The organism is Skermanella sp. TT6, from assembly GCF_016653635.2.
GTDB classification, from domain to species: Bacteria; Pseudomonadota; Alphaproteobacteria; order Azospirillales; family Azospirillaceae; genus Skermanella; species Skermanella cutis.
This window is the reverse complement of the sequence record NZ_CP067421.1, coordinates 254,727-280,429: the sequence shown is the minus strand read 5'-3', so window position 1 is coordinate 280,429 and position 25,703 is coordinate 254,727. Positions and strand designations below refer to the sequence as shown.

The following is a 25,703-nucleotide window of genomic DNA, read 5'->3' as shown; positions in this document are numbered from 1 at the left end:
CTGGGCATGCCCAGCAGCTTGTGGGGGTGAAAGTCCCCCGTACAACCTGATGGAGGTGAAGTACGAGCGAAGCGCAAGGGCGGAACCGCGAGGGACCGTCTGAAGGAAGCGTGGAGCGAAATCGCGACCCGACGAACAGGAATCGGATCTGAGGCAGGTATGGTCGGACGAGCGGGCAGCCAGTCGCGAAGTCCATATCCATCAAGGGCCATGGCTGTAAATCCGGCGGGGCTGCGAGGAAAGCTGCGGAGCTTACCCCAGGAGATCTGCACCGTGTCCGTCAGGACTGAGGGCGTCGCAAGGCTCCCCGAGCGCGGTGCAGAAGTCAGCAGAAGGCGTAGTAGGCCGGCTTGCCGGCTGAAGGCCTGAACGGTCCCCGAGAGGGGGTGAAGGAAAGGGCGAGTAGATCGGGTGTCTCATGAGCACAGCGCAGCCGCCATACCAACTCGAGTGTGATCAGGGCGATGCCCGGCCCCGAAAGCCCGGCAGTGAACGAACGACTCATGGAGGAGATCTGTGCACCGGACAACATGGAAGCAGCGATCCGGGCGGTGGTCCGCAACAAGGGGGCAGCCGGTATTGACGGGATCACCGTCAAGCAGTTGCCGGCTGTTCTCGCGGCGTGCTGGCCGGAGGTCGAAGGGCAGCTGCTCCAGGGGCGCTACCAGCCGCAACCGGTTCGACGGGTGGAAATCCCCAAGCCGGCCGGCGGGACGCGCAACCTCGGCATTCCTTGCGCGATCGACCGCGTGATCCAGCAGGCCATCCTGCAGCGGCTCCAGCCACTGTGGGACCCGACATTCAGCGAGCACAGCTACGGTTTCCGGCCGGGCCGCTCCGCGCACCAAGCGGTGGCGCAGGCGCAAGCCTATGTCATCGAAGGCTACCACTTTGTCGTAGACCTCGATCTGGCGAAATTTTTCGACCGGGTCCACCACGACAGACTGATGGCCGCCGTGGCGGCGCGGATCTCCGACCGGCGGGTACTCCGGGTTATCCGGGCCTACCTGACGGCCGGAGTGCTCAGGGGCGGGCTCTTCGAAGAAAGCCGCGAAGGCGTTCCGCAAGGCGGTCCGCTCTCGCCCTTGCTGTCGAATCTCGTGCTGGATGAGCTGGATCGCGAGTTGGAGCGCCGGGGCCACCGGTTCGTGCGGTACGCCGATGATTGCAACATCTACGTCCGCAGCGAAAAGGCCGGCCAGCGGGTCATGGCGAGCCTGACCCGCTTCATTGAACGGCGCCTCAAGCTTCAGGTCAACGCGGATAAGAGTGCCGTTGCCCGACCGTGGGAGCGCTCGTTTCTTGGCTTCACAGTCAGGAACGACCGGGCATTCCGGCGGTGCATCAGCGCTAAGGCGATCACCCGGTTCAAGGACCGGGTGCGCGTCCTGACGCGCCGACACAGGGGCATTCCCGTGGAGCGGATGATTGCAGACCTGGCTCCAATCCTGCGGGGTTGGGCCGGGTACTTCGGCTTCAGCCAGCTCTCCGAGTTGCAAGCCCTGGACGGGTGGATCCGCCGACGCCTGCGCTGCGTCGCGTGGGTCCAGTGGAAGACGCGGCGTCGGCGCTACCAGGAACTGCGGCGTCTCGGGGTGTCCGAGAAGGCGGCCAGCGAACTCGTCTGGAGCCCCAAGGGACCCTGGCGGCTCAGTTCCACCCACGCCCTGCACCGCGCCTACTCCAACGCCCGCTTCCGGAACCTGGGCCTGCCCTCGATGGCGACGTCGTTCACCGCTTAATCCGCCGAACCGCCATGGTACGGACCCGTATGCCCGGTGGTGTGGGAGGGGTGGCACCGCGAGGCGCCCCCCTATCCCGATTGACGCGCGTCGGGCCGTCGGAAATCATAACCATCGGATGTAGGGGGCACCCGTCAGCTCTACTCAGCCCCTTGACAACCGGTGGGGACGTCCCTCCCGATCCCGGAATTCCTCCAGCGAGAGGTGAAAACGGCAACGATTGCCCTGGGGATCGGTGAGAAATCCGGCTGGCGTGGCTGGTGCCGGCACGGCATGATCCGACCTCCGACAACCAGGAGCCGCCCATCCGTGCAGAACCTACCGGTCACCCATGACGCCTTTTTCCGGGCGCTGATGGACGAGCCCGGCGTGGCCGCGGCCGTGCTGCGCGAACACCTGCCGGCCGAGGTGGCGGCGCTGCTGGCGCCGGACGCGCCGGAGCTGCTCGATGCCCACTTCGTCGCGGCCCACCTGCGCCACAGCCAGGCCGACCGGCTCTACCGGGCCCGGACCCTGGCCGGCGGCGAGCTCTACATCTACGTGCTGCTGGAACACAAGAGCGCACCGGACCCGGAGGTCGGGGTCCAGCTGCTGGGCTACCTGGCCGAGATCTGGCGCCGGCTGGACCGGCAACGGCTGGAGCAGGGCGGGGCGGTGGGCAGCGAGCGCCCGCCGATCGTGCCGCTGGTGATCTACCATGGTGCCCGGGAGTGGACCGTGCCGCTGTCGTTCGGCGAGACGGTGGCAGCATATCCGGCGCTGCGGCCCTACCTGCCGGACTTCCGCTACGCCCTGCTCGACCTCGGGCGGGTGCCGGACGAGCAGCTGTCCGATCAGCGGGTGGCGCGCGGTGGGCTGCGGGTGCTGAAGTACAGCTACCGGCCGGACGGGCAGGGGGCGGCGGTGCTGGCGGCGGTCGACGATCTGCTGGGTAGCGGAATCCTGGTCAGTGCGTTCATATATATCAACTGGGCGTACGATGCGGTCGACCGCCGGGTGATCGAGGGGGCGCTGGCCCGGGCGCCGGATGAGCAGAGGGAGGCGGTGATGTCGGTCATGGCGCAGGAACGCGAACAGGGGCGCATTGAAGGTGAGGCCCGGGGAAAAGCCAGAGGTAAAGCCGAGACGTTGCTCCGGTTGCTTGAGCGACGCTTCCACGGTGTTCCGGAGCCCTACCGTGCCCGGGTGCAGGCGGCTGACGTGGAGCAGCTGGACGCTTGGATTGACGTGGTGCTTGATGCCGAAAACATTGACACCGTTTTCGGCAGACCGGCAGCCCATTGATCCTGTCAGCTGTCTCGGCACACGGTTCGAGAAAAACGAAGGCGAGGGCGCTCGTCCAACCGAATTGGGACAGCCGATGGCTGCCTGTCGTGATGAGATGCGGGCAGACGGAAGTAGATCTGCTGACGCTGGAGCTTTGAGGCGGTGACCCCTGTCCTGGAGAGCCTCGCGCGGCAGGGTGCCGGCGAGATGCTGGTCGGTACGGTCGAGCGGGTGACCTTCCACAATGCCGAGACCGGCTTCTGCGTCCTGCGCGTCCAGGTGCGGGGGCGCCGCGAGCTGACCACCGTGGTGGGCCGGGCGGCGGCGATCACCCCGGGCGAGCGGATCCAGGCCACCGGCCAGTGGATCAACGACCGCAGCCACGGCCTGCAGTTCCAGGCTTCCTTCCTGAACTCGGCCCCGCCCGCTTCCTCCGAGGGCATTGAGAAGTACCTGTCCTCTGGCCTGATCCGCGGCATCGGTCCGATCCATGCCCGCAAGCTGATCGCTGCCTTCGGCGATGCCGTGTTCGAGGTCATCGAGACCGAGCCCGGGCGGCTGCGTCAGGTGCCCGGCATCGGGCCGCAGCGCGCCCGCCAGATCATCGAGGGCTGGGCCGAGCAGCGCGCCGTGCGCGAGATCATGATCTTCCTGCACGAGCACCGGATCAGCACCGCAAGGAGCGTCCGGATCTACCGGCTCTACGGCAGCGACGCGATCCGCCTGATCACCGAGAACCCGTACCGCCTCGCCCGGGATGTACGCGGCATCGGCTTCCTGTCGGCCGACCGGATCGCCGCCGCCTTCGGCATCGCCCGGGACTCGCCGCTGCGCATCCGGGCCGGCCTGTCGCATGTCCTCTCCGGGGCCATGGCTGAGGGGCACTGCGGCCTGCCACGTGCCGAGCTGATCGAGACTGCCGCCAAGGTGCTGGAGGTGGAGACCGGGCTGGTCGGGCAGGGCCTTGCCGAGGAGGTCGCGGAAGGCACCCTGGTCGAGGACACGATCGGCGGTCAGCCGGCGGTGTTCCTGGGCTGGCTGTTCCACTCCGAGCGCAACATCGCCGGGCGGCTCAGTGCCCTGTGTGCCGGCCCGCTGCCCTGGTCCGGGATCGATGTCGCCCGGGCGATCCCGTGGGTCGAGGCGCGGGCCGGCATCTCGCTGGCGCCGAGCCAGGCGGCCGCCCTGCGCCAGGCGCTGCGCGCCAAGGTCCTGGTCATCACCGGCGGCCCCGGCGTCGGCAAGACAACGCTGGTCAACAGCATCATCAGAATACTCACTGCCAAGGGTGTCCGCATCCTGCTGGCGGCGCCCACCGGCCGGGCGGCCAAACGGATGACCGAGGCAACCGGGCTGGAGGCCAGGACCCTGCACCGGCTGCTCGAGGTCGATCCGCGCACCGGCGGCTTCAAGCGCGCCGAGGAGACCCCGCTGGATGGCGACCTGCTGGTGGTCGATGAGGCCTCGATGGTCGATGTCCCGCTGATGTACGCGCTGCTCAAAGCCGTGCCGCCCGGCATGGCGCTGCTGCTGGTCGGCGACGTGGACCAGCTGCCCAGTGTCGGGCCGGGACGGGTGCTGGGCGACATCATCGACGGCGGCGTCGTGCCGGTGGTCCGGCTGACCGAGGTGTTCCGGCAGGCGGCGAACAGCCGGATCATCACCAACGCCCACCGCATCAACACCGGCAAGCTGCCGCTGCTGCCGGGCCGGGGAGAGACCAGCGACTTCCACTGGCTCGACGCCGACACGCCCGAGCAGGCCGTGCGCGCGGTCGTCCACCTGGTCGCCCGGCACCTGCCGCGCCGGCAGGGCTACGACCCGATCCGCGACATCCAGGTACTGTGCCCGATGAACGTCGGGTCGGTTGGCGCCCGCTCGCTTAACATCGAGCTGCAGCGGGCGATCAACCCGCCGGGCGCGGTGCGGGTGGAGCGGTTCGGCTTCACCTTCAGCATGGGTGACAAGGTGATGCAGATCGTCAACGACTATGACAAGGAGGTCTACAACGGCGACATCGGCCGGGTCGCTTCGGTTGATCCGGACCGGGCGGAACTGGTGATCCGCTTCGACGAGCGCGACGTCCCTTATCGTTTCGAGGAGCTGGACCAGGTGGTGCTCGCCTACGCCACGACGATCCACAAGAGCCAGGGATCGGAGTACCCGGTCGTGGTGATCCCGGTGATGCTGCAGCACCTGGCCATGCTGCACCGGAACCTGCTCTACACCGGCGTCACCCGGGGCAAGCGCCTGGTCATCCTGGTCGGCGAGAAGCGGGCCTGCGCGGTGGCGGTCTACGGCACCATGACCAAGTCCCGGCACACCAAGCTCGGCGAGTGGGTGCTCTGGTGCATGGAGGCCGACGAACACGGATTTCTCCCTGATTCGTTGATCTTCAAGCGGCGCGGACAGAGTTCGGGCGTCCGAAGTCGAACATGCGGTTGAGAACGGTGACGGCGATCCTGGTTTCGACCTCCTGCGACGGCCGGCCATGGGAGCGCAAGGTGTTGCCGATGATGCGCTTGTATCGACTCATCGTTCCCTCCGCCCCGGCCCTCGCATTGTAGCCCAGGGCTGTTCAGTTCTCGCTATGAGAAGCGATACGCGAGCGCGTTGTTGAAGTTGAGCGCATTGACATAGAGTTCGCGGGCGATGTTTTCGACGCCGTTGGCGCGCAGGATGTTGATCGCGAAGCTGCGGAAGCGGGCGAAGTGTAGGGGCTTGATGCGGGTCCGGCACCTGTCTTCGCCGAACGTGACGTCGCGCACATAATGGCTCCGATTTTCTATTGCCCAGTGGTTTCGGATCGCCTGGCTGAACGTTTTGGCGTCGAGTTTGATCTGGCAGGCGTAGAACGAAACTTCCTCGGTTGCCTTCCAGAAGCCGGATCTGGTGTCCTTGTGCCAAGTCAGGCGCGAGACCCGGGCAGCTTGGACGATCAGGCCGTCCCACTGGGCATCGAGTTTGTCCGGAACGTCGAAGGTCTCGATCTCGCGGGTTTCATGACGGCCATGGCTTTTGGGATCAACGCTCTCGAAGCGCTCGACCGGCGGCTGCTCGGCGGCGATCTCCTGGAGCGTGGCCAGCAAGCCCGGCTGGTTGGCCTTGACCTGGGCGAGCAGCGCGTTGCCGCTGTCGCGGGCTGCTTCAAAGGTTTTTTTGGCAATGCAGGGCGTCGGCCGTGAACAGCACACCGCTCAGGCCCAGCTCGGCGATCATCTGCTGGGCAGCCGGAATTTCATTGCTCTTGACGTCGATTTCGGTGTGCGCCAGCAGGATCGCGGCAGCCGAGGCGAAGGCGCTCAGCGCCTGGGCCGCCTTTTGGTCGTTGAGATGGTCGAAGCTGCCCTTCAGGGTCTTGCCGTCGAGCGCCACGACCGGCATCCGGCCCGGTTCCGCCGGCGGCAACAGGTCCCGGGCGTGTTGGCGAAAAGCCTCTTCCAGGGCGTCGCGGTCAAGCATCTGCAGGACAGTACGCAGCGTGTTGAGCGACGGCGCTCGCTTCAGGGTACAGCCGAACAGGGCGTTGAGGACGATCCGGCGTTGCTCCAGGAAGCAGATGATGTGGCGGTACGAGGTCGCGCCGGACAGCAGCGCCAGCACGGTGAACAGCAGCAACGGCGCCAGCGGATAGCGCTTGCCCTCCGCGCGTCGTGGATCGGGAACCTCGCTCAACGCATCGAGAAGCCGGCCGAACGGTACCATGGCAAACCCCCAGGGTCAGGAATTGCCGATCAAGGATTCACACATTCGTGCCCGATGGTAGACTCTTTCTACGCGGCATCACGCCCCATCAGGACTCGCTTTGCGCGATCCAGGCACCCAGCGGGGGGAGAACTGAACAGCCCTGCATTGTAGCCCGAGGTTTTTTGCCAACCCATCCGGCCCTGTTCGGCAATGGCCTGGATATGGCGATCGCGCTGGGTTGGGTCGGTTTCGGCCGTGGCGCTGAGCACGGCCGTCGTTCGTGGCGGCACAACAACCGCGGCTTCTGGAGAGTGTTCGGCCACGGTAGCGTAAACATTGTCCTGGTCATAGGCGCCGTCGGCAGTGAGTGTGGCGAGGGGCGCTTCGACCTGGTCGAGCAAGGCCCCGAGTGCATATGTTCACGAATCCGACCGGCATTTTCATCAATCCGGCCACCTGCGCTTCAACCATGGCAGGCACTTCGCGAGGGCGACGGCTGGCCCCGCCCCATGGGGCGGGGCCAGCCGTGGGCGTCTGACGTAAGTTCACTTTACGGTTGTTTTCTCGAGGTGGGAAGCGGGTTGATCGATGGCGCTGCCGGAAGGGGCGGTGCCACCGCGAGCGGGTTTGCGCAGGGAGTCGCCCTGAAGTTCAACCCGGTAGGCGGCGTGAACAATGCGGTCCAGTATCGCTTCGGAGTAAGTGGAATCCCCGATCGCCCGATGCCAGCTGGTCAGGGGGATTTGGGAGGCCAGGATGATCGAGCCGCGGTCATGGCGGTCATCGACGATCTCCATCAGGTCCCGGCGCTGGGGCGCGGTCAGCTCACTCATCATCCAGTCGTCGAGGATCAGGAGATCGACCCTGGCAAGCCGCCGCATCAGAGCCCCGGCTCCCGAGCCCAGGCGCGCCGTCGCGATATCGTCCAGCAGGCGCGACAGCCGGGTGTAGAGCACGCTGAAGCCTTCCCGCGCCGCCTGATTACCCAGGGCACACGCGATCCAGGTCTTGCCCGTGCCGGTCGCCCCGGTCAGCATCAGGTGACGGTGCTGGCATATCCAGCGGCAGGTGAACAGATCGCGGATCAGCCCCTTGTCCAGGCCGCGGCTCGCCTTCAGGTCCAGGTTCTCGAAGCAGGCCGCCTGCCGCAGGCGGGCGCGCTTGAGCCGCATCTCCACAGCGGTGTTGGCCCGGTCAGCCGTCTCACGCTCGATCAGCAGGGCGAGCTGATCATCGAAGTCGAGCCGGCCGCGGTCGTCCAGCCCCGTCAACTCCTGCAACGCCCGGACCATGCCGAACAGGCGCAGGGACTTGAGCTTTTCCAGGTTGGCGTGATGCATGGTTTCTCTCCGGGACGTCAGTGATAGTAGACCGGGCCGCGCAGGTTGGCATGGGGACCGAGCCCGCCGGCGGGATCCTCCAGAGCTTGGACCTGGCCCTTGGCCAGCAGGTGCTGGACGAAGCGGCAGGAGCGCACGTTGGCGCTCAGCGCCGCCGTCGCGGCGGCCTGCAGAGCCACGGTCCCGTGCAGCCGGCCCAGTCGCAGCAGGCCGGCGACCTGACGCGCGGCCTGGTCGGGATGATCGGCATCGGCGAAGATCCTGTCGGCCAGCAGCCCGAGCGCGCCGCCGAGACCGGCGGCCTCGGCCCGGACCGCCTCCGGGGTCAGGAGCGCCGCGGCGCGGTGATTGGGCGGCCGGTGCTCGTCGAGCGTCACCGTCCCCCGCCCCGGTTCGCCATCCTGCCGGGCATGGGCCGCAACCCGCTCGCCCTTGTGGAAGATGCTGACCAGACTGACCGTGCAGAACACATCGACGTGCTTGCCGATCAGCCGGTAGGGCGCCGAGTAGGCCACGCCCTCGATGCTGACGTGATAGTCGGGTGCCAGCTTGTAACGGGACCAGCGGCCGATCACGAAGGGCTCGGCCGGAAGCGGTTTCAGCAGCGGCTTCTCGCGGTCCTCGAACAGCCTGCGCCGGGTCAGCGTCCTGTCGGTCGTCAACGGCCGCGCGTTGACTGCGGCGACCAGCTCCCGGATCGCCGCGTTGGCCTCGTCCAGCGTGAAGAACACGCGATTGCGCAGCGCCGCCAGCACTCTGGTTTCGACAACCTGCACGCCCTTTTCGGCGCTGGCCTTGTCTCTTGGGCGACGGACCCGCGTCGGAACAACACCGGTGCCGTAATGGCGCGCCAGCTCGTGATATGAGCGGTTGACCACCGGATCGTAGAAGCTGGCATGGGTGATGCCGGTCTTGAGATTGTCCGGGACGAGTTTCGGCACGACGCCGTCAAGGTGGGTGAACATCCGGACGTGGCTGGCCAGCCAGTCCTCGGCCGTCTGGGTCCACGTTACCTCGGCGTAGAGGTAGCCGGAGAACGGCAGGCAGCCGACGAAGACGCTGGCCTGGCGCGGACTTGGTCAGTTTCCCCGGTTGGCGGGTGTTGCGAGCTGACATGAAGGCTTCCCTTGATGAGGGTCGGCATGGTTGGCTTACGGCATGTCAGTGCCGCCGCCTCCAGACCTGGACGCCCTGTCCCTCGACGAGCTGAAGAAGCTGGTCGTCCAGCTTTTGATCGAGGTGACAGCGCTGCGCGAGGAGAACCAGCAGCTGGGCGCGGAGAACGCTCGACTGAAGGATCTGCCGAAGAAACCGAAGCTGACGCCGGGCGGCATGGACAAGGCGACGGAACCGGATAAACGAGCCAGGACCAAGGAAGCACCCCGGCAGCGGCGCAAACGGCAGAGTGGCCGACGCACCCCGCCGGTGACGACGGAGCGAACCCTGGTCATCGAGGTCCCATCCGGCTCGCGGCGCCGCGGCTTCGAGAACTATACGGTGCAGGATCTGCTCCTGGCGCCACAGGTCATCCGCTTCCGCCGCGAACGCTGGGTGACACCGGACGGCCAGGAGATCACAGCACCGCTGCCGCCTGAGGTGAGCGGCCACTTCGGCCCCGGGATCGTGCGCTATGTCCTGATGCAGCATGTCCAAGGGCAGGTGACGGTGGAGCGCCTGCGCGCCCAGCTGAAGAGCTTGGGCGTGCGCATCTCGGAGGGCCAGATCATCACCATCCTGACGGCCAACAAGGATGCCTTTCACGCCGAGAAGGACGCCATCCTGGAAGCTGGGCTGGCGAGTGCCGCCTGGGTGACGGTCGATGACACAGCGGCTCGCCACGCCGGGCGCGATGAATACACCACCCACATCGGCAATGACCGTTTCGCCTGGTTCGCCACCCGGCCATCAAAGAGCCGCCTGAACTTCCTCGACCTGCTCCGTGCCGGCGACCCTGTCTATGTGATCAACACCGCGGCGCTGGCCTACCTGATCGAACACGGCGTGCCGGAAAGCATCGTCGCCGCTCTGCTCGCCGCTGGATCCCGAAGCTTTGACGATGATGCGGCGTGGCGGGTCCACCTGGACAGCTTCGGCCTCGGCGCCGGTCAGCGTCGGCGGGTCACCGAGGCCGCCATGGTCGGCGCCATCGTCGCCCGCGGCCTGCTGACCGACACCGTGATCGTCTCCGATGATGCGGGTCAGTTCGATGTTTTCCAGCACGCCCTGTGCTGGATCCATGCCGAGCGCCATCTCCGCCGCATCGTCTGCGTCACCGACGAGCAGCACCGCCTGGTCGATGTACAGCGCCAGCTGGTCTGGTGGTTCTACGCTGATCTCAAGCTCTACAAGGACGACCCGACCGCCATACGCCGCACGGCCCTGCGGGCACGCTTCGACCGGATCTTCGGCCGGATCACCGGCTTCACCGAACTCGACGACACAGTTAGCCGCCTTCACGCCAACAAGAATGAGTTGCTCCTGGTGCTCGACCGGCCCAACATCCCGCTGCATACCAATGGCTCGGAGAACGACGTCCGCAGCTTCGTCACCAAACGCAAAGTCTCCGGCGAGACCCGCTCCGCGGCCGGCAAGCAGGCCCGGGACACCTTCCTCAGCCTGCTGAAAACCTGCTCCAAGCTCGCCATCTCGTTCTGGGACTACCTGGGAGCCAGGCTCAAAATACCGGACGCCGATCGCGTGCCCTGGCTCCCCGATCTCATCCGGCAGAACGTTCCGGCATAGACCAGCTCAGAACGCCGTGACCGCTATCTGCCGGCGAAACTGACCAAGTCCCCTGGCGCGGCCCCTCGGCCGTGCTGATGGTCAGCGTCATACCGGCGTAATCCACCTCGCACGCCGCCCCCGGGGCATGCTCCCGCCGCATCCGCGGTTCGGCGCCGGCGCTGGTGTGGTCCAGGAAGTGGCGCCGGAACTGGCTGTAGCTGTAGCCGTCCCGGTGCTGCTGGCGGTATTCTTCCCAGACCAGCATCAGGGTGACGCCGCGCTTGCCAAGCTCGGCCGAGACCCACGCCCAGTCCGGCATCGGCCGCTGTTCGGGCGGAGCGGCCCGCTGAAACAGCAGCGCCTCCACCGCTTCCTCGCTCATCCCGGCGACATCGGCGTAGCGCAGCCCGGCAGCATCGGCTCGCGCCAGGTAGTCGCCCACCGTCGTCTTCGGCATGCGGATCGACTGCGCGATCTGCCGCTTCGAATAGCCCAGTTCGTGGGCCAGCCTCAGAAGTTCCTTCACTCGTCGCATGTCTGACCTTTCCCGCGGCACGCCTCGCCCCCTGGACTGGACCAAAGGGGACAATCATACCGCGCCTGTGAGGTCAGACGCCCAACTCGCCTTTCACGGGTGCTGTCCGGGCTGAAAACGGGTGGCCGAAATCATGAAAACGGTTGTCCGGTTTCGATGAACATCGGTGTCCGGTTTCCATGAACACAACTGGCCGAAATCGATGAAAATATGCAACCACCAGTGTCCTGGATCGTCGGCTCAGGGTGCTATGGTCCGGCACCGGCAGATCCAGCCCCATCAACTCGAGCAACGAGCCGACCAACCCCTCGGTCTGGCGCAGCGGCTGGTGAAACACTGTCCTCAGGATCAGCGACGTCTCGATGGCAAGATCCGAGTAGCGCGCCTGGCCGCCCGGTGTGGTCCGCGGCGCCGCTCGCCAGGCTGTGACCGCCTCCTCGGTGAACCAGATCGTCAGCGAGCCGCGCTGGCGCAGGCCAGCCTCGTAGGCCTTCCAGTTCGTCACCCTGTAGCAGGTCCTCGGAATCCGATGGCGACGGTCGGCATTGTATTTGTGCGGCATGGTCAGACGAGACGATCAGGAAGGGGCAGGTTCCCTACCGAGTCCAGTCCGCCCAGGCAACCGCGGCATCCATGCACCATCTATGGACGGCCCCCCGCCTTGTTTCCTGCAGCGTTCAGACGTAGGGAGTCGGTTGCTGCCATCTATCCGGCCTGTTGTGCAGCTTTCAGGCTGCTGGCCCTGATGAAGATCCGCGGATCGACGCCCAATCAACGCAGCGAGCTCGGTGGCTCATTGGTGCACACGGGTTTGGCCGATCCCGGTCCGACCTGTGGTGTCATCACGCCGTCAGTCGCCCTCGCAAACCGAAGGAGAGCCTGATGTGCCGCCCTCGGCGCCGTGACGGCTGCCGAGCCCGCAGCGCTGTCTCATCCTGTTCTTTCTCCTGATCCCAACCTCTTTGTTCGATCGGCGGAACCACCTCTCCGTCCCGACCTGTCTTTTTCAGGAGCGCCGCGCGCAGCGAACGGCAAGGCTGGCCCGTCAGGGCCACCGCCGGAGGCGGCTTGGCCTTGCCGGAGCGAGCACGGTGCTATTCTGCCGCTGGTCGGGATGGCCGCTGTGAAGGATGCGCTCATGGCCGCCTCAAGCCGAAGCCGATTCAGCCGTCACGGCAGGCTTGCGGTAATCCTCGCCGCGCGCCATCACCGCCCAGGCAATCCGGGCCAGCTTGTTGGCCAGCGCCACCGCCGCGACGTTGAAGGGCCGCCGCTTCAGCAATCCGGCAAGCCAGTGCGACGTCGTGCCATGCTAGCGCATTACCGCCCGCGCGCCATGCACCAGCAGCCGGCGCAGATAACCGTCGCCCGCCTTGGAGATGCCGCCCAGGCGCTCCTTGCCGCCGCTCGAATTCTGGCGCGGCACCAGGCCGAGCCAGGCCGCCAGATGGCGGCCGGACTCGAAGACTGTGGCGTCGCCGACTGTCGCCGTCAGTGCTGTCGCAGTGATCGGGCCGATCCCGGGAACCGTCATCAGCCGCTGACACACCTCGTCCGCCTGAGCCTGTTCGGCCAGTCGGGCGTCCAGTTCCTCGATCCGGCGTTCGGTGTCGCGCAGTTGGTCGACAAGACTCTGAAGAACGCTTCGTGCCAGAACGGGAACCCGGGTGTCCTCCAGGTCGGCCACCACGGCGGTCAGCTGCACGACCTTGCCGGCGCCCTGGGGTGCGATGATGCCGAACTCGGCAAGGTGAGCGCGCAGCGCGTTGATCAGTTGCGTCTTCTGGGCGACCAGCGTCTCGCGCACCCGGTGGATCGCCAGGGTGCTTTGCTGCTCCTCGCTCTTGACCGCGACGAACCGCATGCTCGGCCGCTGCACCGCCTCGCAGATCGCCTCGGCGTCGGCCCGGTCATTCTTCTGGCGCTTGACGTAGGGCTTGACGTACTGCGGCGCCATCAGGCGCACCGTGTGACCGAGCCGGGTAAGTTCCCGTGCCCAGAAATGCGACCCGGCACAGGCCTCCATCCCAACCACGCACGGCGCCAAGTTGGCGAAGAACGCCAGCACCGCGTCCCGCCGCAGACGCTTCGTCACAACCACCTTGCCCTGGCCATCAACACCGTGAACCTGAAACACCGACTTCGCCAGATCGAGACCGATGAACGCTGCCGACATCGCACCATCTCCCTGATGAAAAACGTCCTGTCCGTCATATGGCGCTGCCGCGCCGGAAACGGGGGGTCGTCCATCTCATCAACGCACCTGGCCGCGCTGCTCGGCAAGGACGCGCCCAATCTGTCGCCGGCGGTCATTTCCCGGCTGAAGGAGAGCTGGGCGGAAGATTACGCGCGCTGGCAACGGCGGGACCTGTCGGCCCGGCGCTATGTTTATGTCTGGGCCGACGGCGTCTACCTCCAGGCCCGTATGGAACCCACCGCCGAGTGCATGCTGGTGATGATCGGCGCCACGCCGGAAGGTAAAAAGGAGCTGATCGGCTTCCAGGTCGGCGTTCGCGAGAGCGCCCAGAGCTGGCGCGAACTGCTGATCGATCTGAAGGCCCGTGGGCTCACGATCGCTCCCGAACTGGCGGTCGCCGACGGCGCCTTGGGGTTCTGGAAGGCGCTCGACGAGGTCTTCCCCGGCACACGGCACCAGCGGTGCTGGTTTCACAAAAGTGCCAATGTTCTCAACAGGGTGGCGAAATCGCTCCAGCCCGCGGTCAAGCAGGACCTGCGGGAGATCTGGATGGCGCCCGACCTCAAGGCGGCGGAGCATGCCCTTGATACCTTCGAGAAGAAGTACGGCGCCAAGTACTCCGGTGCCGTCGAGTGTCTGACCAAGGACCGTGATGCCCTGCTGGCGTTCTACAGCTTCCCGGCCGAGCACTGGGATCATGTCCGGACCACGAACCCCATAGAAAGCGTGTTCGCCACGGTCCGGCACCGAACGATCCGCACCAAGGGCGCGCTCTCGCAGGACACCGCCAAGCTCATGGTCTTCAAGCTGATCTCGGCAGCATCCAGAACCTGGCGGCGACTTCAGGGCGAAAACCAGTTGCCCAAAATCATTCAAGGCGTCAAATTCCGCGACGGCATCGAGGTCAGCGTGCCGACATCACAGAGCGCCGCCTGAACACCTCGTCACCCAAATTCCGCTATAGCTCCCTTCCGGCGCCAGGTGCGCAGATGATAGTAGACATCCTCCCACGGCGGGAGATCGTGAGGCATCATGCGCCAGGGGATACCACCCCGCAGAACATAGAAGCAGCCATCAACTATCCGCCGTAGACTGTAGTGCCGCTGGCCACGCCGTCCATGGCTGCGCTCAAGCAACGGCCTGATCAGTTCCCATTGCTGATCCGTCAGATCCGTTGGGTAAGGTTTGTCCGTCATCGCGCATCCTCCTGGATCCCGCGCCACCCCTTATCAGATCAACAATTCATCAACCTTAAGCCTCACGCCTCCTCGCCACTCAAATTTAGCGCATCTTCAGCTCAACATCCTCTAAGCCCTGGCGCGTCGCCTCCGCGCCGGGGATCTTTTCTTTATGACACTATGATGAAAAGCCATAAGGAATTGTTACGAATGAAGGCTAAAGCTTAGTTGGTGTGTTATGGAAGACCGGACACAACGAATCATAGATGAGCTAAAAGTAGTTGCGTCTGAAACATCAGACCCCGCAAAGCAACAGGAGATTCTGAGGATCATTACCCGCCTGTCCACCCCCAATGAGTGGCGCGATGAGGAAGAACTGGCGCTCATCCGATTTAGGTACAGCATTGATTGATAGCGTTATGATGCACCGCAAAATCGCTATTTATGATTGCAGGTGAGAGGAGTAGCCTTATGCCCAAGTGGAAACATCAGGGTTTTGACTAGTTGAGGACTCCGCCATGCAGGATCACGTCCGCCAAGCCCTCGCCGACTTAATCTCTTTGAGCCAGACTCTGAGCGGTTCTGAACAGGAGCGCATTCTCGAAACGATAGAACGCTTTAAGGATTTTGACGAACAAGACGATTATGCCCTTCGTTTATACGAGGCACTTTCTTCCGAAGGAAAATACCGTTAAGCCTAATTGGCTTATCGATATGGTTAATTTATGCAAGCTTCACCACAGTGACAGCCTGTGGTTCTCACAAAATCCGGACTGCCCGCACGACAGCTCGTGCGGGCCTTTCTTCCAGAACTCCGTGGCGGCACGAGGCATGGTTAACCGCTCGTTAACCAAAACACGCCAGAATTCCAACGTGTCTGTTTCCAGTGCAAGCAACGACCCCTGAGCCCCGCAAACTTCTGGCGGGGCTTTTTTCGTGAACTTCGCAGCACCTCGTTTTGGGACAGAGTTCCTGGACCGTCAACTCCCGCTTGCCACCGTTGATCGGCCGGCGTCCCGGATACGACCGTTTGCGGGACAGGAGCAGCGCACCCGCCCAGCGCCAGCAGGATTGCCACGCCAGCCGTTTTCGGGCATCATCGTGGCAAGCGCCATTGCGCCCGGAGCGCATGTCAACCTGCCGGCACCTCGCCAGGCGGTTCTGTCAAATCTCGGGGCAGCTTGCCGAGAGCGCCCCCAGCGGATAGGTTCCCCGGCCACTTTTGAGCGATCAAGAGAGCCGTCATGGACTGCCCGCACTGCCACTCGTCGTCGACCACCGAGCGGGAGGGGCGAACGGTTCATGGCTTCCGGCGTTTTCGCTGCCGGGATTGCGGGCGGCGGTTCAAGGAGCGGACCGGCACGGCGCTGAACCGGGTCCAGGTCCCGACTGACATCGTGTTCCTGGTCGTCTTCTGGAGGTTGCGCTACAAGCTCAGCCTGCGCGATCTGGCGGGAGCTTTAGCTAATGCCGGAGGCAGTAGATGTTCCTGATCCGGGGCCTCGTGTTCACCCACGAGGCAGTGCGGGACTGGGAAGCCAGGCTGGCGCCGCTGCTGACCGAGGGCCTTCGCCAGCGCCGGGCCGGCAAGGCCGGCCGGTGCTGGCACGTCGACGAGACCTACGTCAAAGTCGCCGGCGCATGGTGCTATCTCTACCGGGCGATCGACCGCGACGGCACCCTGGTCGACGTCTATCTCAGCGCAACCCGCGACATGGCCGCGGCGAAAGCATTCCTCCGCTCCGCCCGGTCGGTCACCCAGGTCGAGCCGGAGCAGGTCACCACCGACGGCCATACCAGCTATCCCAAGGCCATTGCCGACGAACTCGGCACCGACGTCGACCACCGCACCAGTCAGTACAAAAACAACGTGATCGAACAAAATCACCGGGGCATAAAAGGGCGCTATCGGCCGATGCGCGGCTTCAAGAACTTCGAGGCGGCCCATCGCTTCTGCCGCGCCTTCGACGAGGTCCGCAACTTCCTGCGCCCGGCCACCTACATCAACCAGAACGTCTCGCTCGCCCGTCGGCGGGTTATCCACCTGCAGCGCGTGGCCGCGTTGCGGGACCTGATCTCCGCCGCCTGATGCAGCTTCTGGTAGGCATCAACCTGGCACCAGCTCTACTTGCCCCGAAAGCTGACAGAACCCGCTGCTGCCGCGCTGGGCACGGCGGACGACGAGCTTGGATGCTTTGCTGCCGATCCTGTACCTGCGCGGTGTCTCGGCCGGTGATTTCCAAGAGGCGCTGGGCGTTCTGCTGGGCAAGGATGCGCCCAACCTGTCGCCCACGGTCATCGCGCGGCTGAAAGAGAGCTGGGCGGAGGACTATACGCGCTGGCAGCGGCGGGACCTGTCGGCCCGGCGCTACGTCTATGTCTGGGCCGACGGCGTCTACCTCCAGGCCCGTATGGAGCCCACTGCCGAGTGCATGCTGGTGATGATCGGCGCCACGCCGGAAGGCAAAAAGGAACTGCTCGGCTTCCAGGTCGGCGTCCGTGAAAGCGCCCAGAGCTGGCGCGAACTGCTGATCGACCTGAAGGCGCGCGGGCTCACGATTGCTCCTGAACTGGCGGTCGCCGATGGTGAATTGGGCTTCTGGAAGGCGCTTGACGAGGTCTTTCCCGGAACACGGCACCAGCGGTGCTGGTTTCATAAAACTGGCAATGTTATCAACAAGGTGGCGAAATCCATCCAGCCCGTGGTCAAGCAGGACTTGCGGGAGATCTGGATGGCGCCCGACCTCAAGGCGGCGGAGCGTGCTATTTATACCTTCGAAAAGAAGTACGGCGCCAAGTATTCCGGGGCTGTCGAGTGCCTGACCAAGGACCGCGATGCCCTGCTGGCCTTCTACAGCTTCCCGGCCGAGCATTGGGATCACGTGCGGACCACAAACCCCATAGAAGGTGTCTTTGCCACGGTTCGGCACCGGACGGTCCGCACCAAGGGCGCGCTTTCGCAGGACACCGCCAAGCTCATGGTCTTCAAGCTGATCTCGGCAGCATCCCGGACCTGGCGACGGCTGAAAGGTGAAAACCAGTTGCCCAAGATCATCCAGGGCGTCACATTCCGCGACGGCATCGAGGTCAGCGTGCCGACATCACAGAGCGCCGCCTGAACACCTCGTCACCCAAATTCCGCTATAGCTCCTATCTGTGCAACACGCAGGCAGACCGCCTGAACTCATCATAATCACTGTGCAGAGCCACTACAGCGGATTGCGTTAAATCTGGATCGCTTTGGAACGTGATGTCGCCCGGCAATGCCAAAAGAACGGTAGGGGTGCTTCGCATTTCGCGCACGGCACTGTAGCCGTGCAACAGCTGTTCTGAAGCGGCCGTCCGCGTTTACGCGATGGGAGCCGGTGGCTCCGCGTCGTCGGTGACGGCCCAGAGCTCGCCCTTCTCCAGGTTGAACCACCAGGCATGGAGCTGAAGCTCGCCGGACTCGACGCGGTCGCGCACCCACGGGAAAGTCATCAGGTTGGCCAGCGACACCTTGAGGGCGGCCTGTTCCACCAGCCGCGCGCCGTCCGGGCCGGCCAGGGTCTCGGCATCGGCGCAGTGGCAGGCCTCCTGCGCGATGGAGACCCAGGGTGTTATGAATTCGCGGTCGAACCGTTCGCCGAGTGCCGAGTTACGGAGCGCCTCCATGCCGCCGCAGCGAGAATGGCCCAGCACGACGATGTGCGAGACCGTCAGATCGCGGACGGCGAACTCAAGCGCCGCGCTGGTGCCGTGGTGCCGGCCGTCGGGCTCGTAGGGCGGGACCAGGTTGGCGACGTTGCGCACCACGAACAGCTCGCCCGGCTGGGCGTTGAGCAGCAGGGCCGGATCGACCCGGGAATCCGAGCAGGCGATCATCAGCACCTCGGGCGCCTGGCCGCGACTGACAAGCTGCTCGAACAGTTCGGGGCGGTGCTCGAAATTCGAGACACGGAACGCCCTGAACCCGGCGATAAGCTGATCGATGGAAGACATGGTGGCTCTCTCCACGAAAGTTCAAGCAGTGATCCCGACCCGCCGTCCCGAGGTTGCGGCGAGCAGGAAATGCCTCGTCACCTATGTTTCTGGCAAGCTTACTCTCTGCCCGGATGCGCGCCGAGTTGTCGCAAAGGGAGTATTGCGCAGGGCTGCCGAAGCAGCAGGTTCGCCACCAAGCCCGTCCAGCCGGTCTGGTGCGACGCGCCCAGGCCGGTGCCGGTGTCGCCGTGGAAATACTCGTGGAACCAGACATGGTCGGCGAAGGCGGGGTCAGTCTGGAGTAACTCGCGGTTACCGTGGATCGGCCGCCGGCCCCGCCCGTCCTTCAGGAACAGCCGGGTCAGCCGCCCTGCGACCTCGCACGATATCTCCTTCAGGGTCATGAGGTTGCCCGACCCAGTCGGGCATTCGACCAGAAAATCGTCGCCGTAATAATAGTGGAAGCGCTCCAGCGCCTCGACGATCAGGTAGTTCATGGGAAACCAGACGGGGCCGCGCCAGTTCGAATTGCCGCCGAACATAAAGGTCTGGCTCTCGCCCGGCTCGTAGCCGACGGAGATCCGCTCGTGCTCGGTTTCGAACACGTAGGGCTCCGCCGCGTGCACCCGCGACATCGAGCGGATGCCGTAGTCGGACAGGAACTCCTCCGGATCGAGCATCCGCACCAGCAGCCGCTTGACCCGGTGGCCGCGCAGCAGCGACAGCAGCCGGCGCTCGCCGACTCCCGGCTCGTTCCAGCGCGAGACCAGGCTGGCCAAGTCGGTGCGCCGGCTCAGGAACAGGTCCAGGCGGCGGGCGAACCGGGGCAGTCGGTGCAGCAGGTCCGGCTCAATCGTCTCGGCCGCGAACAGCGGCGTCAGGCCCACCATGGAGCGCAGCTTCAGCTCGTGCATCGTACCGTCCGGCAGGTTCAGCACGTCGTGGAAGAACTTGTCGCTCTCGCTCCATAGGCCGATGCCGCGCTCGCCGATATTGTTGAGCGCCTGGGCGATATATAGGAAGTGCTCGAAGAATTTGCTCGCGATGTCCTCGAAGACGTCGTCATCGAACGCCAGTTCCAGCGCGATGCGCATCATCTTCAGCGCGAACATGGCCATCCAGGCGGTGCCGTCGGCCTGGTCCAGGAAACCGCCGGTCGGCAGCGGCCGGCTGCGGTCGAATACGCCGATATTGTCCAGCCCCAGGAAGCCGCCCTGGAAGACGTTGCGGCCCTGAGCGTCCTTGCGGTTCACCCACCAGGCGAAATTCAGCAGCAGCTTGTGGAAGATCCGCTCTAGGAAGATCCGGTCGCCCCGGCCGCCGTTGGCGATCTTCTCGATCTCAAACACGCGCCATGCCGCCCAGGCGTGGACCGGAGGGTTGGCGTCGCCGAACGCCCATTCATAGGCCGGGATCTGCCCGTTGGGGTGCATATAGTCTTCGGACGTCAGCAGCAGCAGCTGGTGCTTGGCGAAGGCCGGGTCGATCAGGGCGAAGGGGACGCAGTGGAACGCCAGGTCCCAGGCGGCGAACCAGGGATACTCCCACTTGTCCGGCATCGAGATGATGTCCTCGGCCGACAGGTGGCGCCAGTCCGAATTGCGGCCCTGCTTGCGTTCCGGCGGGGGCGGTGGCATGGCGGGGTCGCCGCGCAGCCAGCGATAGACGTCGAACTTGTAGAACTGCTTGTTCCAGATCATGCCGGCGAAGGCCTGCCGCTGCACCGACCGGGCGTCGTCGCCTTGCAGGTCGCGCTGGATAGGCTCGTAGAACCGGTCCGCTTCCGACCGGCGCAGGTCGACCAGCGCGTCGAAGCCTGTGAAGGGCGGCAGGATCGGCTGGCCGCGGACTAGCCGGGCGCGCACCACCCAGGTCCCGCCGGGCTCGACCGTGCGGACGTGCCAAGCGCCGACCTTGGTCGCCGGGCCGTCGCGGCGCACGGCGTCTCTCCAGCCGCCGACAATCCTGTCGTGCAGCCCGTCCTTGAACACGCCTTCCCCGGGCGGCAGGCCGAAGGCGTGCGGGTTGGTCTCGTTCTCGCAGAACAGCAACTCGGCGGCGTCCTCCACATGGAAGGTGTAGCGGCCCAGCATCCTGTGCTCCGCCGCCACGCATTGCCACCCGTCCAGCGCCATTGAGGGCTTGGGATGGCCCTGCCGCCAGGACCAGTGGTTAGCGAACCAGAGCTGGGGCAGCACATGCAGCCGGGCAGGCTCGGGACCATAGTTGTGCACGGTCACGCGCATCAGGATGTCGGCCTCATCGGCCTTGGCATATTCCATGAAGACGTCGAAGTACCGATTGCCGTCCAGGATTCCGGTATCCAGCAGCTCGAACTCGCCCTCCGGCCGGGGACGGCCCCGGTTCGCCGCGCGCAGCTCCTCGTAGGGGAAAGCCCGCTGCGGGTACTTGTAGAGCATGCGCAGGTAGGCGTGGCTCGGTACGGCGTCCAGGTGCCAGTACAGTTCCTTGACGTCCTCGCCGTGACTGCCTTCCGGGCCGGACAGGCCAAATAGCCGCTCCTTCAGCAACGGATCGGCGCCGTTCCACAGTCCCAGCGCCAGGCACAGGCGCTGGGTCGAATCCGACAAACCCGCCAGCCCGTCCTCGCCCCACCGGTAGGCCCGCGATTTGGCATCCTCATAGGTTACGTGGTTCCAGGCTTCGCCGTCCGCGCTGTAGTCCTCTCGCACCGTGCCCCACTGGCGGTCGCTAAGGTAAGGACCCCAGAGCTGCCAATCGCGCAAGCCTTGTGCCTGTTCCTTGAGCCGTAGGCGCTCGGGATCGGGCGCATGGGTGCCGTACGCTGCCGTCATCGGCCTCACCTTCCTCGTTCCCCACAGTTTCCTGGTCAGGTCGCCAAGTCAAAACATGCAATAATTGCGCCATCGTGCCGGAAAGAGAGCAGCTCCGCGGGCCGCTATTGTAGAGGGTGAAACCTCGTGGCCGAACCATGCTGCGGCGCAAACAACCGGACAGCATGCTGCATATTTCGGGTTCTTCCGCACTTCCGGTGCACACGAAAAGAATGCAAAGCGACCACAACAAAACAGAGATCGTGAGTCGAAGTGGTCCCGGCGACATCGCGTTTTTGGGCATAGCCCTGTCGCATCAAGAATTACCGCCCGCGCCAGATCGCTACCCTGTTCGGTCAGGTCACCGTCCGTCTGCCCCGCTTCCGCTGCGCCGGCTGCGGCACGATGGAGGCCGCTGTCGGCTGGCCAGTGCGCTGCCGATCGGCGCCCGAACTCGATCAGCTCCAGGCCCGCTTGTCCGCCCTCATGCCTTAGCGGGTCGCGGCTGGCGTGCTCGGGCACCTTCTGCCGGTCGATAGCGGCATCAGCCACAAAAGCATGCGCGGCCGCACCCTGAAGCTCGGTGAGGCGCTGCGCGATGCCGCCGCGCTCGAACCGACAACCGCCGCCCCGGCGATCACCCTGACGCTGGACTCGTCGTGTCACGGCCTTTATCCGTTTGACAGAAGCCTAGTATTGGGGAAGAGAAGGTCAACAAAACGTTCGGCCGTGGGCTGCGGTTCATGATTGGCAAGGCCGGGACGTTCATTTGCCTCAATGATGACATAGTCGGGCCCCGTCACCGACGGCACGAGGAAATCGAAACCGACGACGGGTATATCCAACGCCTTGGCGCCGGCGATGGCGGCATCCACCAACGTCCTGTGCAGGCGGTCCGTGACGTCGTGAATAGTGCCGCCGGTGTGAAGGTTGGCGGTCTTGCGGACCGGCAGGACCTGCCCTTCCGGCAGCACGTCGGTCATGGAGAAGCCGTTGGCGGTGACGCATCGCTCCGTCTCGGCATCCATGGGGATGCGGCTCTCGCCGCCGGTCGCGGCGGCACGGCGCCGGCTCTGCGCCTCGATCAGCTCCCGCACGGTGTGCTCGCCGGTACCCGTCACCTCGGCCGGCCTGCGGATCGCCGCGGCCACGACGCGGTAGTCGATCACGATGATCCGCAGGTCGTCGCCCTGGAAGAACTGCTCCAGCAGCACGGTCTCCGCATGGTTGCGCGCCTCGGCCACCGCCTTGGCGACCGCTTCCGGCGTACGGACATCGACCGTGATGCCCTTGCCCTGTTCGCCTCGCGCCGGCTTGACCACGATCGAGCCGTACTTCTCCAGGAAGGCGGCGTCGTCCTCCGGCTTGGCAGCGGCCTGCTGGGCCGGGACCTTCAGCCCCGCCTTGACCATCAGCCGGCGCGTCACCGCCTTGTCGTCGCAGCGGCTCATGGCGACCGCGGTGGTCAGCTCGCTGAGGCTCTCCCGGCAGGTGATCGACCGGCCGCCGTAGCTGAGGGTGAAATAGCCGCCCTCGGCGTCCACCACCTCGACCCCGATGCCGCGGCGCCGGGCCTCGTTGATGATGATCATCGCGTAGGGGTTAAGCGTCTCGTCGGGCGGCGGCCCGACATAGAGCTTCTCGTTGATCGAGTTCTTCGTCTTCAAGGCGAACACCGGCACCCGCTGGAACCCCAGCTTCTCGTAGAGGGCTATGGCATTGACGTTGTCGTGCATCACGGACAGGTCCATGAAGCTGCGGCCGCGCGCCTGGAAATGCTCCGCCAGCGTCCGCACCAAGTTCTCGCCGATGCCGGGGAATGACGCCTGCGGATCGACCGCCAGACACCACAGGGACGAGCCGTTCTCCGGGTCGTTGAAGGCGCGCCCGTGATCGACGCCGGTGACCGAGCCGATCACGTTGCCGGTCGCCTGGTCGACCGCGACGAAGTATGTGAGAACCCGGCTGTTGCGCTTGTCGTGGAAGAAGTGGGGCGGGACCTGCACCATGTTGCGGCTGGCATAGATGCGGTTGATCGCCTCGGCGTCCTCCACCGTCCGCAGCCGGCGCACCGTGAAGCCGCGCGGCCGGCGCCGGCTCGGCCGGTAGTTCTCCAACCACAGCCGGTAGGTGTGCGACGGGTCGAGGAACAGCTCCTGCGGCGCCAGCGACAGCGCCACGTGCGGGTCGCGCAGGTACAGCGCGATGTCGCGCCGTCCCTGCGTCTCCTCCCGCAGCGCCCCGGCCAGTTCGGGCAGGTCGGGGAAGGTGTGGGCGAACAGCAGCCGGCCCCAGCCGCAATCGACCGTCGCGTTCTCCTCGTAGCCGGTCTGGTCGGGATGGTGCTGGTCGCGCGAGTACCAGTTGCGGAGCGACGGCGCATTGCGCCGCTCCAGGCGATGCTGGGACCTTGGGTTGGGAGGCTGGGTCATGCTCAGATGCCGTGTGTCTGGAGCCAGAATTCCAAGAGGGCGACCTGCCAGAGCTTGGAGCCGCGGAGCGGCGTGATGTGGCTGTCCGGCTCCGCCAGCAGGCGATCGACGTAGTCCCGCTGGAACAGGCCGCGCTCGCGCGCCCTGGGCTCGTTCAGCACGTCGCGGACGAGGTCCAGGTAGGGTCCGCGCAGGTATTTCAGGGCCGGCATGGGGAAATAGCCCTTGGGCCGGTCGATCACCTCGGACGGGACGACGCGGCGCCCGGCCTCCTTCAGCACGTATTTGCCGCCCTCGGCGATCTTCAGCTCGGGCGGGACCCGCGCCGCGAGCTCGACCAGGTCGTGGTCGAGGAACGGGACGCGGCCTTCCAGCCCCCAGGCCATGGTCATGTTGTCCACCCGCTTGACCGGGTCGTCCACCAGCATGACGTTGGTGTCGAGTCGCATCGCCTTGTCGATCGGCCGGTCGGCGCCGGGCTGGGCGAAGTGGCGCTCGACGAAGGCGCGGCTGTAGTCGTCGCCCAGCATGCGCGGGTCGAGCACCTGGGCCATCTCGGCCTGGTCGCGGTCGAAGAAGACGCGCGCATAGTCCGCCACGGGGTCGCGGCTCTCCATCATCGGCGGATACCAGTGGTAGCCGCCGAAGATCTCGTCGGCCCCCTGCCCGCTCTGGACCACCTTGACGTGCTTCGCCACCTCCTGCGACAGCAGGTAGAAGCCGATCGCGTCGTGGCTGACCATCGGCTCCGCCATGGCGCAGACGCAGTTCTGCAGTTCCGGCAGGGTCCGGCTGCTGTCCACGAACAGCTTGTGGTGGTCGGTCTCGAACCGCTTGGCGATGATGTCGGAATACTGGAACTCGTCGCCGCGCTCGTTGCCGACGGTCTCGAACCCGATCGAGAAGGTCTGGAGTCCGTGCTGCCCGGCCTCGGCCAGCAGCGCCACGATGATCGAACTGTCGAGGCCGCCCGACAGCAGCACGCCGACCGGCACGTCGGACACCAGCCGGCGCTCCACCGCCTTGCGCAGGGTCTCCAGGACGAGGTCCTGCCAGTCGCTCTCGGACAGGCTTCCGTCACCGGCCTGCGGGCCGAACTTGACGGTCCAGTAGACCTCCTCGCGCTTCGTCCCGTCCGGCTCGATGGTGAGGAGCGTCGCGGGCGGCAGCTTGCGCACGCCCTTGAGGATGGTCATGGGGGCCGGCACGACGGCGTGGAAGCTCATGTAGTGGTGGAGCGCCACCGGGTCTATGTCGGTATCGATGCCGCCGGCCGCGACGAGGGCCGGCAGGGTCGAGGCGAACCGGATCATGCCCGGCGTCTCGGCCAGGTACAGCGGCTTGATGCCCAGCCGGTCGCGGCCCATCACGACCCGGCCGCTCTCGCGTTCCCAGATCGCGAAGGCGAACATGCCGTAGAGCTTGTCGACGAAGCGCGGCCCCCAGGCATGGTAGGCCTTCAGCATCACCTCGGTGTCACCGTGGGAGAAGAACCGGTAGCCCTCCCCTTCGAGCTGGGCGCGCAGTTCCGGGTAATTGTAGATGCAGCCGTTGAACACGATGGTCAGGCCCAGGGCCGGGTCGACCATGGGCTGCTGGGCGGCGTCGGACAGGTCGATGATCTTGAGGCGGCGGTGGCCGAACGCCACCCGGCCCTGCGCGAAGGCACCCGCGCTGTCTGGGCCGCGCGGCGCCAGCACGTCGGCCATGGCATTGACCGCCCTGCCATCGGCGGCGCTTCGATCGAGCCTTATCTCACCGCAAATGCCACACATGGGTCGTCTGATCTCCTGCTTGTTGGTCGGCCCGCGACGATGTCGAAAGCACCTCTGGTCAAGGATGTC

General features: G+C 65.5%; 13 protein-coding genes and 7 pseudogenes. 8 read left to right on the top strand and 12 right to left on the bottom strand.

Annotated features, from left to right (window positions below; genetic code table 11):
* The first annotated feature begins 503 nt into the window (after positions 1–503).
* The 3 genes from ltrA (at position 504) to recD2 (ending at position 5,453) form a co-directional block, all read left to right on the top strand.
* On the top strand, positions 504–1,742 hold the full coding sequence (ltrA, locus tag IGS68_RS29070) for a group II intron reverse transcriptase/maturase (RefSeq protein WP_201082612.1): 1,239 nt from the start codon (positions 504–506) through the stop codon (positions 1,740–1,742).
* Positions 1,743–2,051: 309 nt separating this feature from the next.
* Positions 2,052–3,026: an Rpn family recombination-promoting nuclease/putative transposase gene (locus IGS68_RS29065; protein WP_201082610.1), complete on the top strand. Its 975-nt coding sequence runs from the start codon at positions 2,052–2,054 to the stop codon at positions 3,024–3,026.
* Positions 3,027–3,215: 189 nt separating this feature from the next.
* Entirely contained in the window at positions 3,216–5,453 is a 2,238-nt protein-coding gene (recD2, locus tag IGS68_RS29060; protein ID WP_201082831.1) for an SF1B family DNA helicase RecD2, read from the top strand.
* A gap of 143 nt (positions 5,454–5,596) precedes the next feature.
* Here the strand turns inward: recD2 and IGS68_RS36375 are convergent.
* From IGS68_RS36375 to IGS68_RS29035, 4 genes and pseudogenes are all read right to left on the bottom strand, one after another.
* Positions 5,597–6,713: pseudogene (locus IGS68_RS36375) on the bottom strand (ISAs1 family transposase).
* A gap of 68 nt (positions 6,714–6,781) precedes the next feature.
* On the bottom strand, positions 6,782–7,096 hold the full coding sequence (locus IGS68_RS29045; protein ID WP_201082604.1) for a hypothetical protein: 315 nt from the start codon (positions 7,094–7,096) through the stop codon (positions 6,782–6,784).
* A gap of 144 nt (positions 7,097–7,240) precedes the next feature.
* Positions 7,241–8,035 (bottom strand): IS21-like element helper ATPase IstB, encoded by a 795-nt coding sequence (istB, locus tag IGS68_RS29040; protein ID WP_201082603.1) that lies wholly within the window; start codon positions 8,033–8,035, stop codon positions 7,241–7,243.
* Between the two features lie 17 nt (positions 8,036–8,052).
* Complete coding sequence (locus tag IGS68_RS29035; protein ID WP_201082829.1) at positions 8,053–9,078, bottom strand: Mu transposase domain-containing protein; 1,026 nt, start codon at positions 9,076–9,078, stop codon at positions 8,053–8,055.
* Between the two features lie 115 nt (positions 9,079–9,193).
* Between IGS68_RS29035 and IGS68_RS29030 the strand changes: the two genes are divergently transcribed.
* Positions 9,194–10,777: an IS66 family transposase gene (locus IGS68_RS29030; protein WP_247881468.1), complete on the top strand. Its 1,584-nt coding sequence runs from the start codon at positions 9,194–9,196 to the stop codon at positions 10,775–10,777.
* Here IGS68_RS29030 and IGS68_RS29025 read toward each other — a convergent pair.
* From IGS68_RS29025 to IGS68_RS29015, 3 genes and pseudogenes are all read right to left on the bottom strand, one after another.
* Complete coding sequence (locus IGS68_RS29025; RefSeq protein ID WP_201082602.1) at positions 10,752–11,294, bottom strand: transposase; 543 nt, start codon at positions 11,292–11,294, stop codon at positions 10,752–10,754. The genes IGS68_RS29030 and IGS68_RS29025 overlap by 26 nt on opposite strands.
* A gap of 223 nt (positions 11,295–11,517) precedes the next feature.
* A pseudogene (locus IGS68_RS29020) lies at positions 11,518–11,856 on the bottom strand (transposase); the annotation flags it as partial.
* 585 nt (positions 11,857–12,441) lie between these two features.
* Positions 12,442–13,470: pseudogene (locus IGS68_RS29015) on the bottom strand (IS110 family RNA-guided transposase).
* A gap of 87 nt (positions 13,471–13,557) precedes the next feature.
* On the opposite strand from IGS68_RS29015, the pseudogene IGS68_RS29010 reads away from it, so the two are divergent.
* A pseudogene (locus tag IGS68_RS29010) lies at positions 13,558–14,427 on the top strand (IS256 family transposase); the annotation flags it as partial.
* A gap of 29 nt (positions 14,428–14,456) precedes the next feature.
* Here IGS68_RS29010 and IGS68_RS29005 read toward each other — a convergent pair.
* Positions 14,457–14,687, bottom strand: a pseudogene (locus tag IGS68_RS29005) (transposase); the annotation flags it as partial.
* A 500-nt stretch (positions 14,688–15,187) separates the two neighbouring features.
* On the opposite strand from IGS68_RS29005, the gene IGS68_RS29000 reads away from it, so the two are divergent.
* The 3 genes and pseudogenes from IGS68_RS29000 to IGS68_RS28990 all read left to right on the top strand — a co-directional run.
* Entirely contained in the window at positions 15,188–15,364 is a 177-nt protein-coding gene (locus IGS68_RS29000) for a hypothetical protein (protein ID WP_201082600.1), read from the top strand.
* Between the two features lie 549 nt (positions 15,365–15,913).
* Positions 15,914–16,758: pseudogene (locus tag IGS68_RS28995) on the top strand (IS6 family transposase).
* Positions 16,759–16,822: 64 nt separating this feature from the next.
* Positions 16,823–17,788 (top strand): annotated as a pseudogene (locus IGS68_RS28990) (IS256 family transposase); the annotation flags it as partial.
* 229 nt (positions 17,789–18,017) lie between these two features.
* On the opposite strand, the gene IGS68_RS28985 reads toward IGS68_RS28990, so the two are convergent.
* The 4 genes from IGS68_RS28985 to IGS68_RS28970 all read right to left on the bottom strand — a co-directional run bounded on the left by IGS68_RS28985 (position 18,018) and on the right by IGS68_RS28970 (position 25,634).
* Positions 18,018–18,650: a carbonic anhydrase gene (locus IGS68_RS28985; protein ID WP_201082599.1), complete on the bottom strand. Its 633-nt coding sequence runs from the start codon at positions 18,648–18,650 to the stop codon at positions 18,018–18,020.
* Between the two features lie 98 nt (positions 18,651–18,748).
* A complete protein-coding gene (locus tag IGS68_RS28980) occupies positions 18,749–21,448 on the bottom strand; it encodes an MGH1-like glycoside hydrolase domain-containing protein (RefSeq protein WP_201082598.1) in 2,700 nt (899 codons plus the stop codon).
* Between the two features lie 650 nt (positions 21,449–22,098).
* Positions 22,099–23,859, bottom strand: coding sequence for an N-acetylglutaminylglutamine synthetase (ngg, locus tag IGS68_RS28975; protein ID WP_201082596.1), 1,761 nt, complete (start codon positions 23,857–23,859; stop codon positions 22,099–22,101).
* Between the two features lie 2 nt (positions 23,860–23,861).
* Positions 23,862–25,634 (bottom strand): N-acetylglutaminylglutamine amidotransferase, encoded by a 1,773-nt coding sequence (locus tag IGS68_RS28970; RefSeq protein ID WP_201082594.1) that lies wholly within the window; start codon positions 25,632–25,634, stop codon positions 23,862–23,864.
* Between the last annotated feature and the right edge of the window lie 69 nt (positions 25,635–25,703).

Excerpts from the sequence above, each read along its gene's own strand:
- IGS68_RS28980 (WP_201082598.1), bottom strand. The coding sequence starts at position 21,448 with ATGACGGCAGCGTACGGCACCCATGCGCCCGATCCCGAGCGCCTACGG.
- ngg (WP_201082596.1), bottom strand. The coding sequence starts at position 23,859 with ATGACCCAGCCTCCCAACCCAAGGTCCCAGCATCGCCTGGAGCGGCGC.
- IGS68_RS28970 (WP_201082594.1), bottom strand. The coding sequence starts at position 25,634 with ATGTGTGGCATTTGCGGTGAGATAAGGCTCGATCGAAGCGCCGCCGAT.
- IGS68_RS29000 (WP_201082600.1), top strand. The coding sequence starts at position 15,188 with ATGCAGGATCACGTCCGCCAAGCCCTCGCCGACTTAATCTCTTTGAGC.
- IGS68_RS29030 (WP_247881468.1), top strand. The coding sequence starts at position 9,194 with ATGTCAGTGCCGCCGCCTCCAGACCTGGACGCCCTGTCCCTCGACGAG.
- IGS68_RS29025 (WP_201082602.1), bottom strand. The coding sequence starts at position 11,294 with ATGCGACGAGTGAAGGAACTTCTGAGGCTGGCCCACGAACTGGGCTAT.
- IGS68_RS28985 (WP_201082599.1), bottom strand. The coding sequence starts at position 18,650 with ATGTCTTCCATCGATCAGCTTATCGCCGGGTTCAGGGCGTTCCGTGTC.
- istB (WP_201082603.1), bottom strand. The coding sequence starts at position 8,035 with ATGCATCACGCCAACCTGGAAAAGCTCAAGTCCCTGCGCCTGTTCGGC.
- ltrA (WP_201082612.1), top strand. The coding sequence starts at position 504 with ATGGAGGAGATCTGTGCACCGGACAACATGGAAGCAGCGATCCGGGCG.
- recD2 (WP_201082831.1), top strand. The coding sequence starts at position 3,216 with ATGCTGGTCGGTACGGTCGAGCGGGTGACCTTCCACAATGCCGAGACC.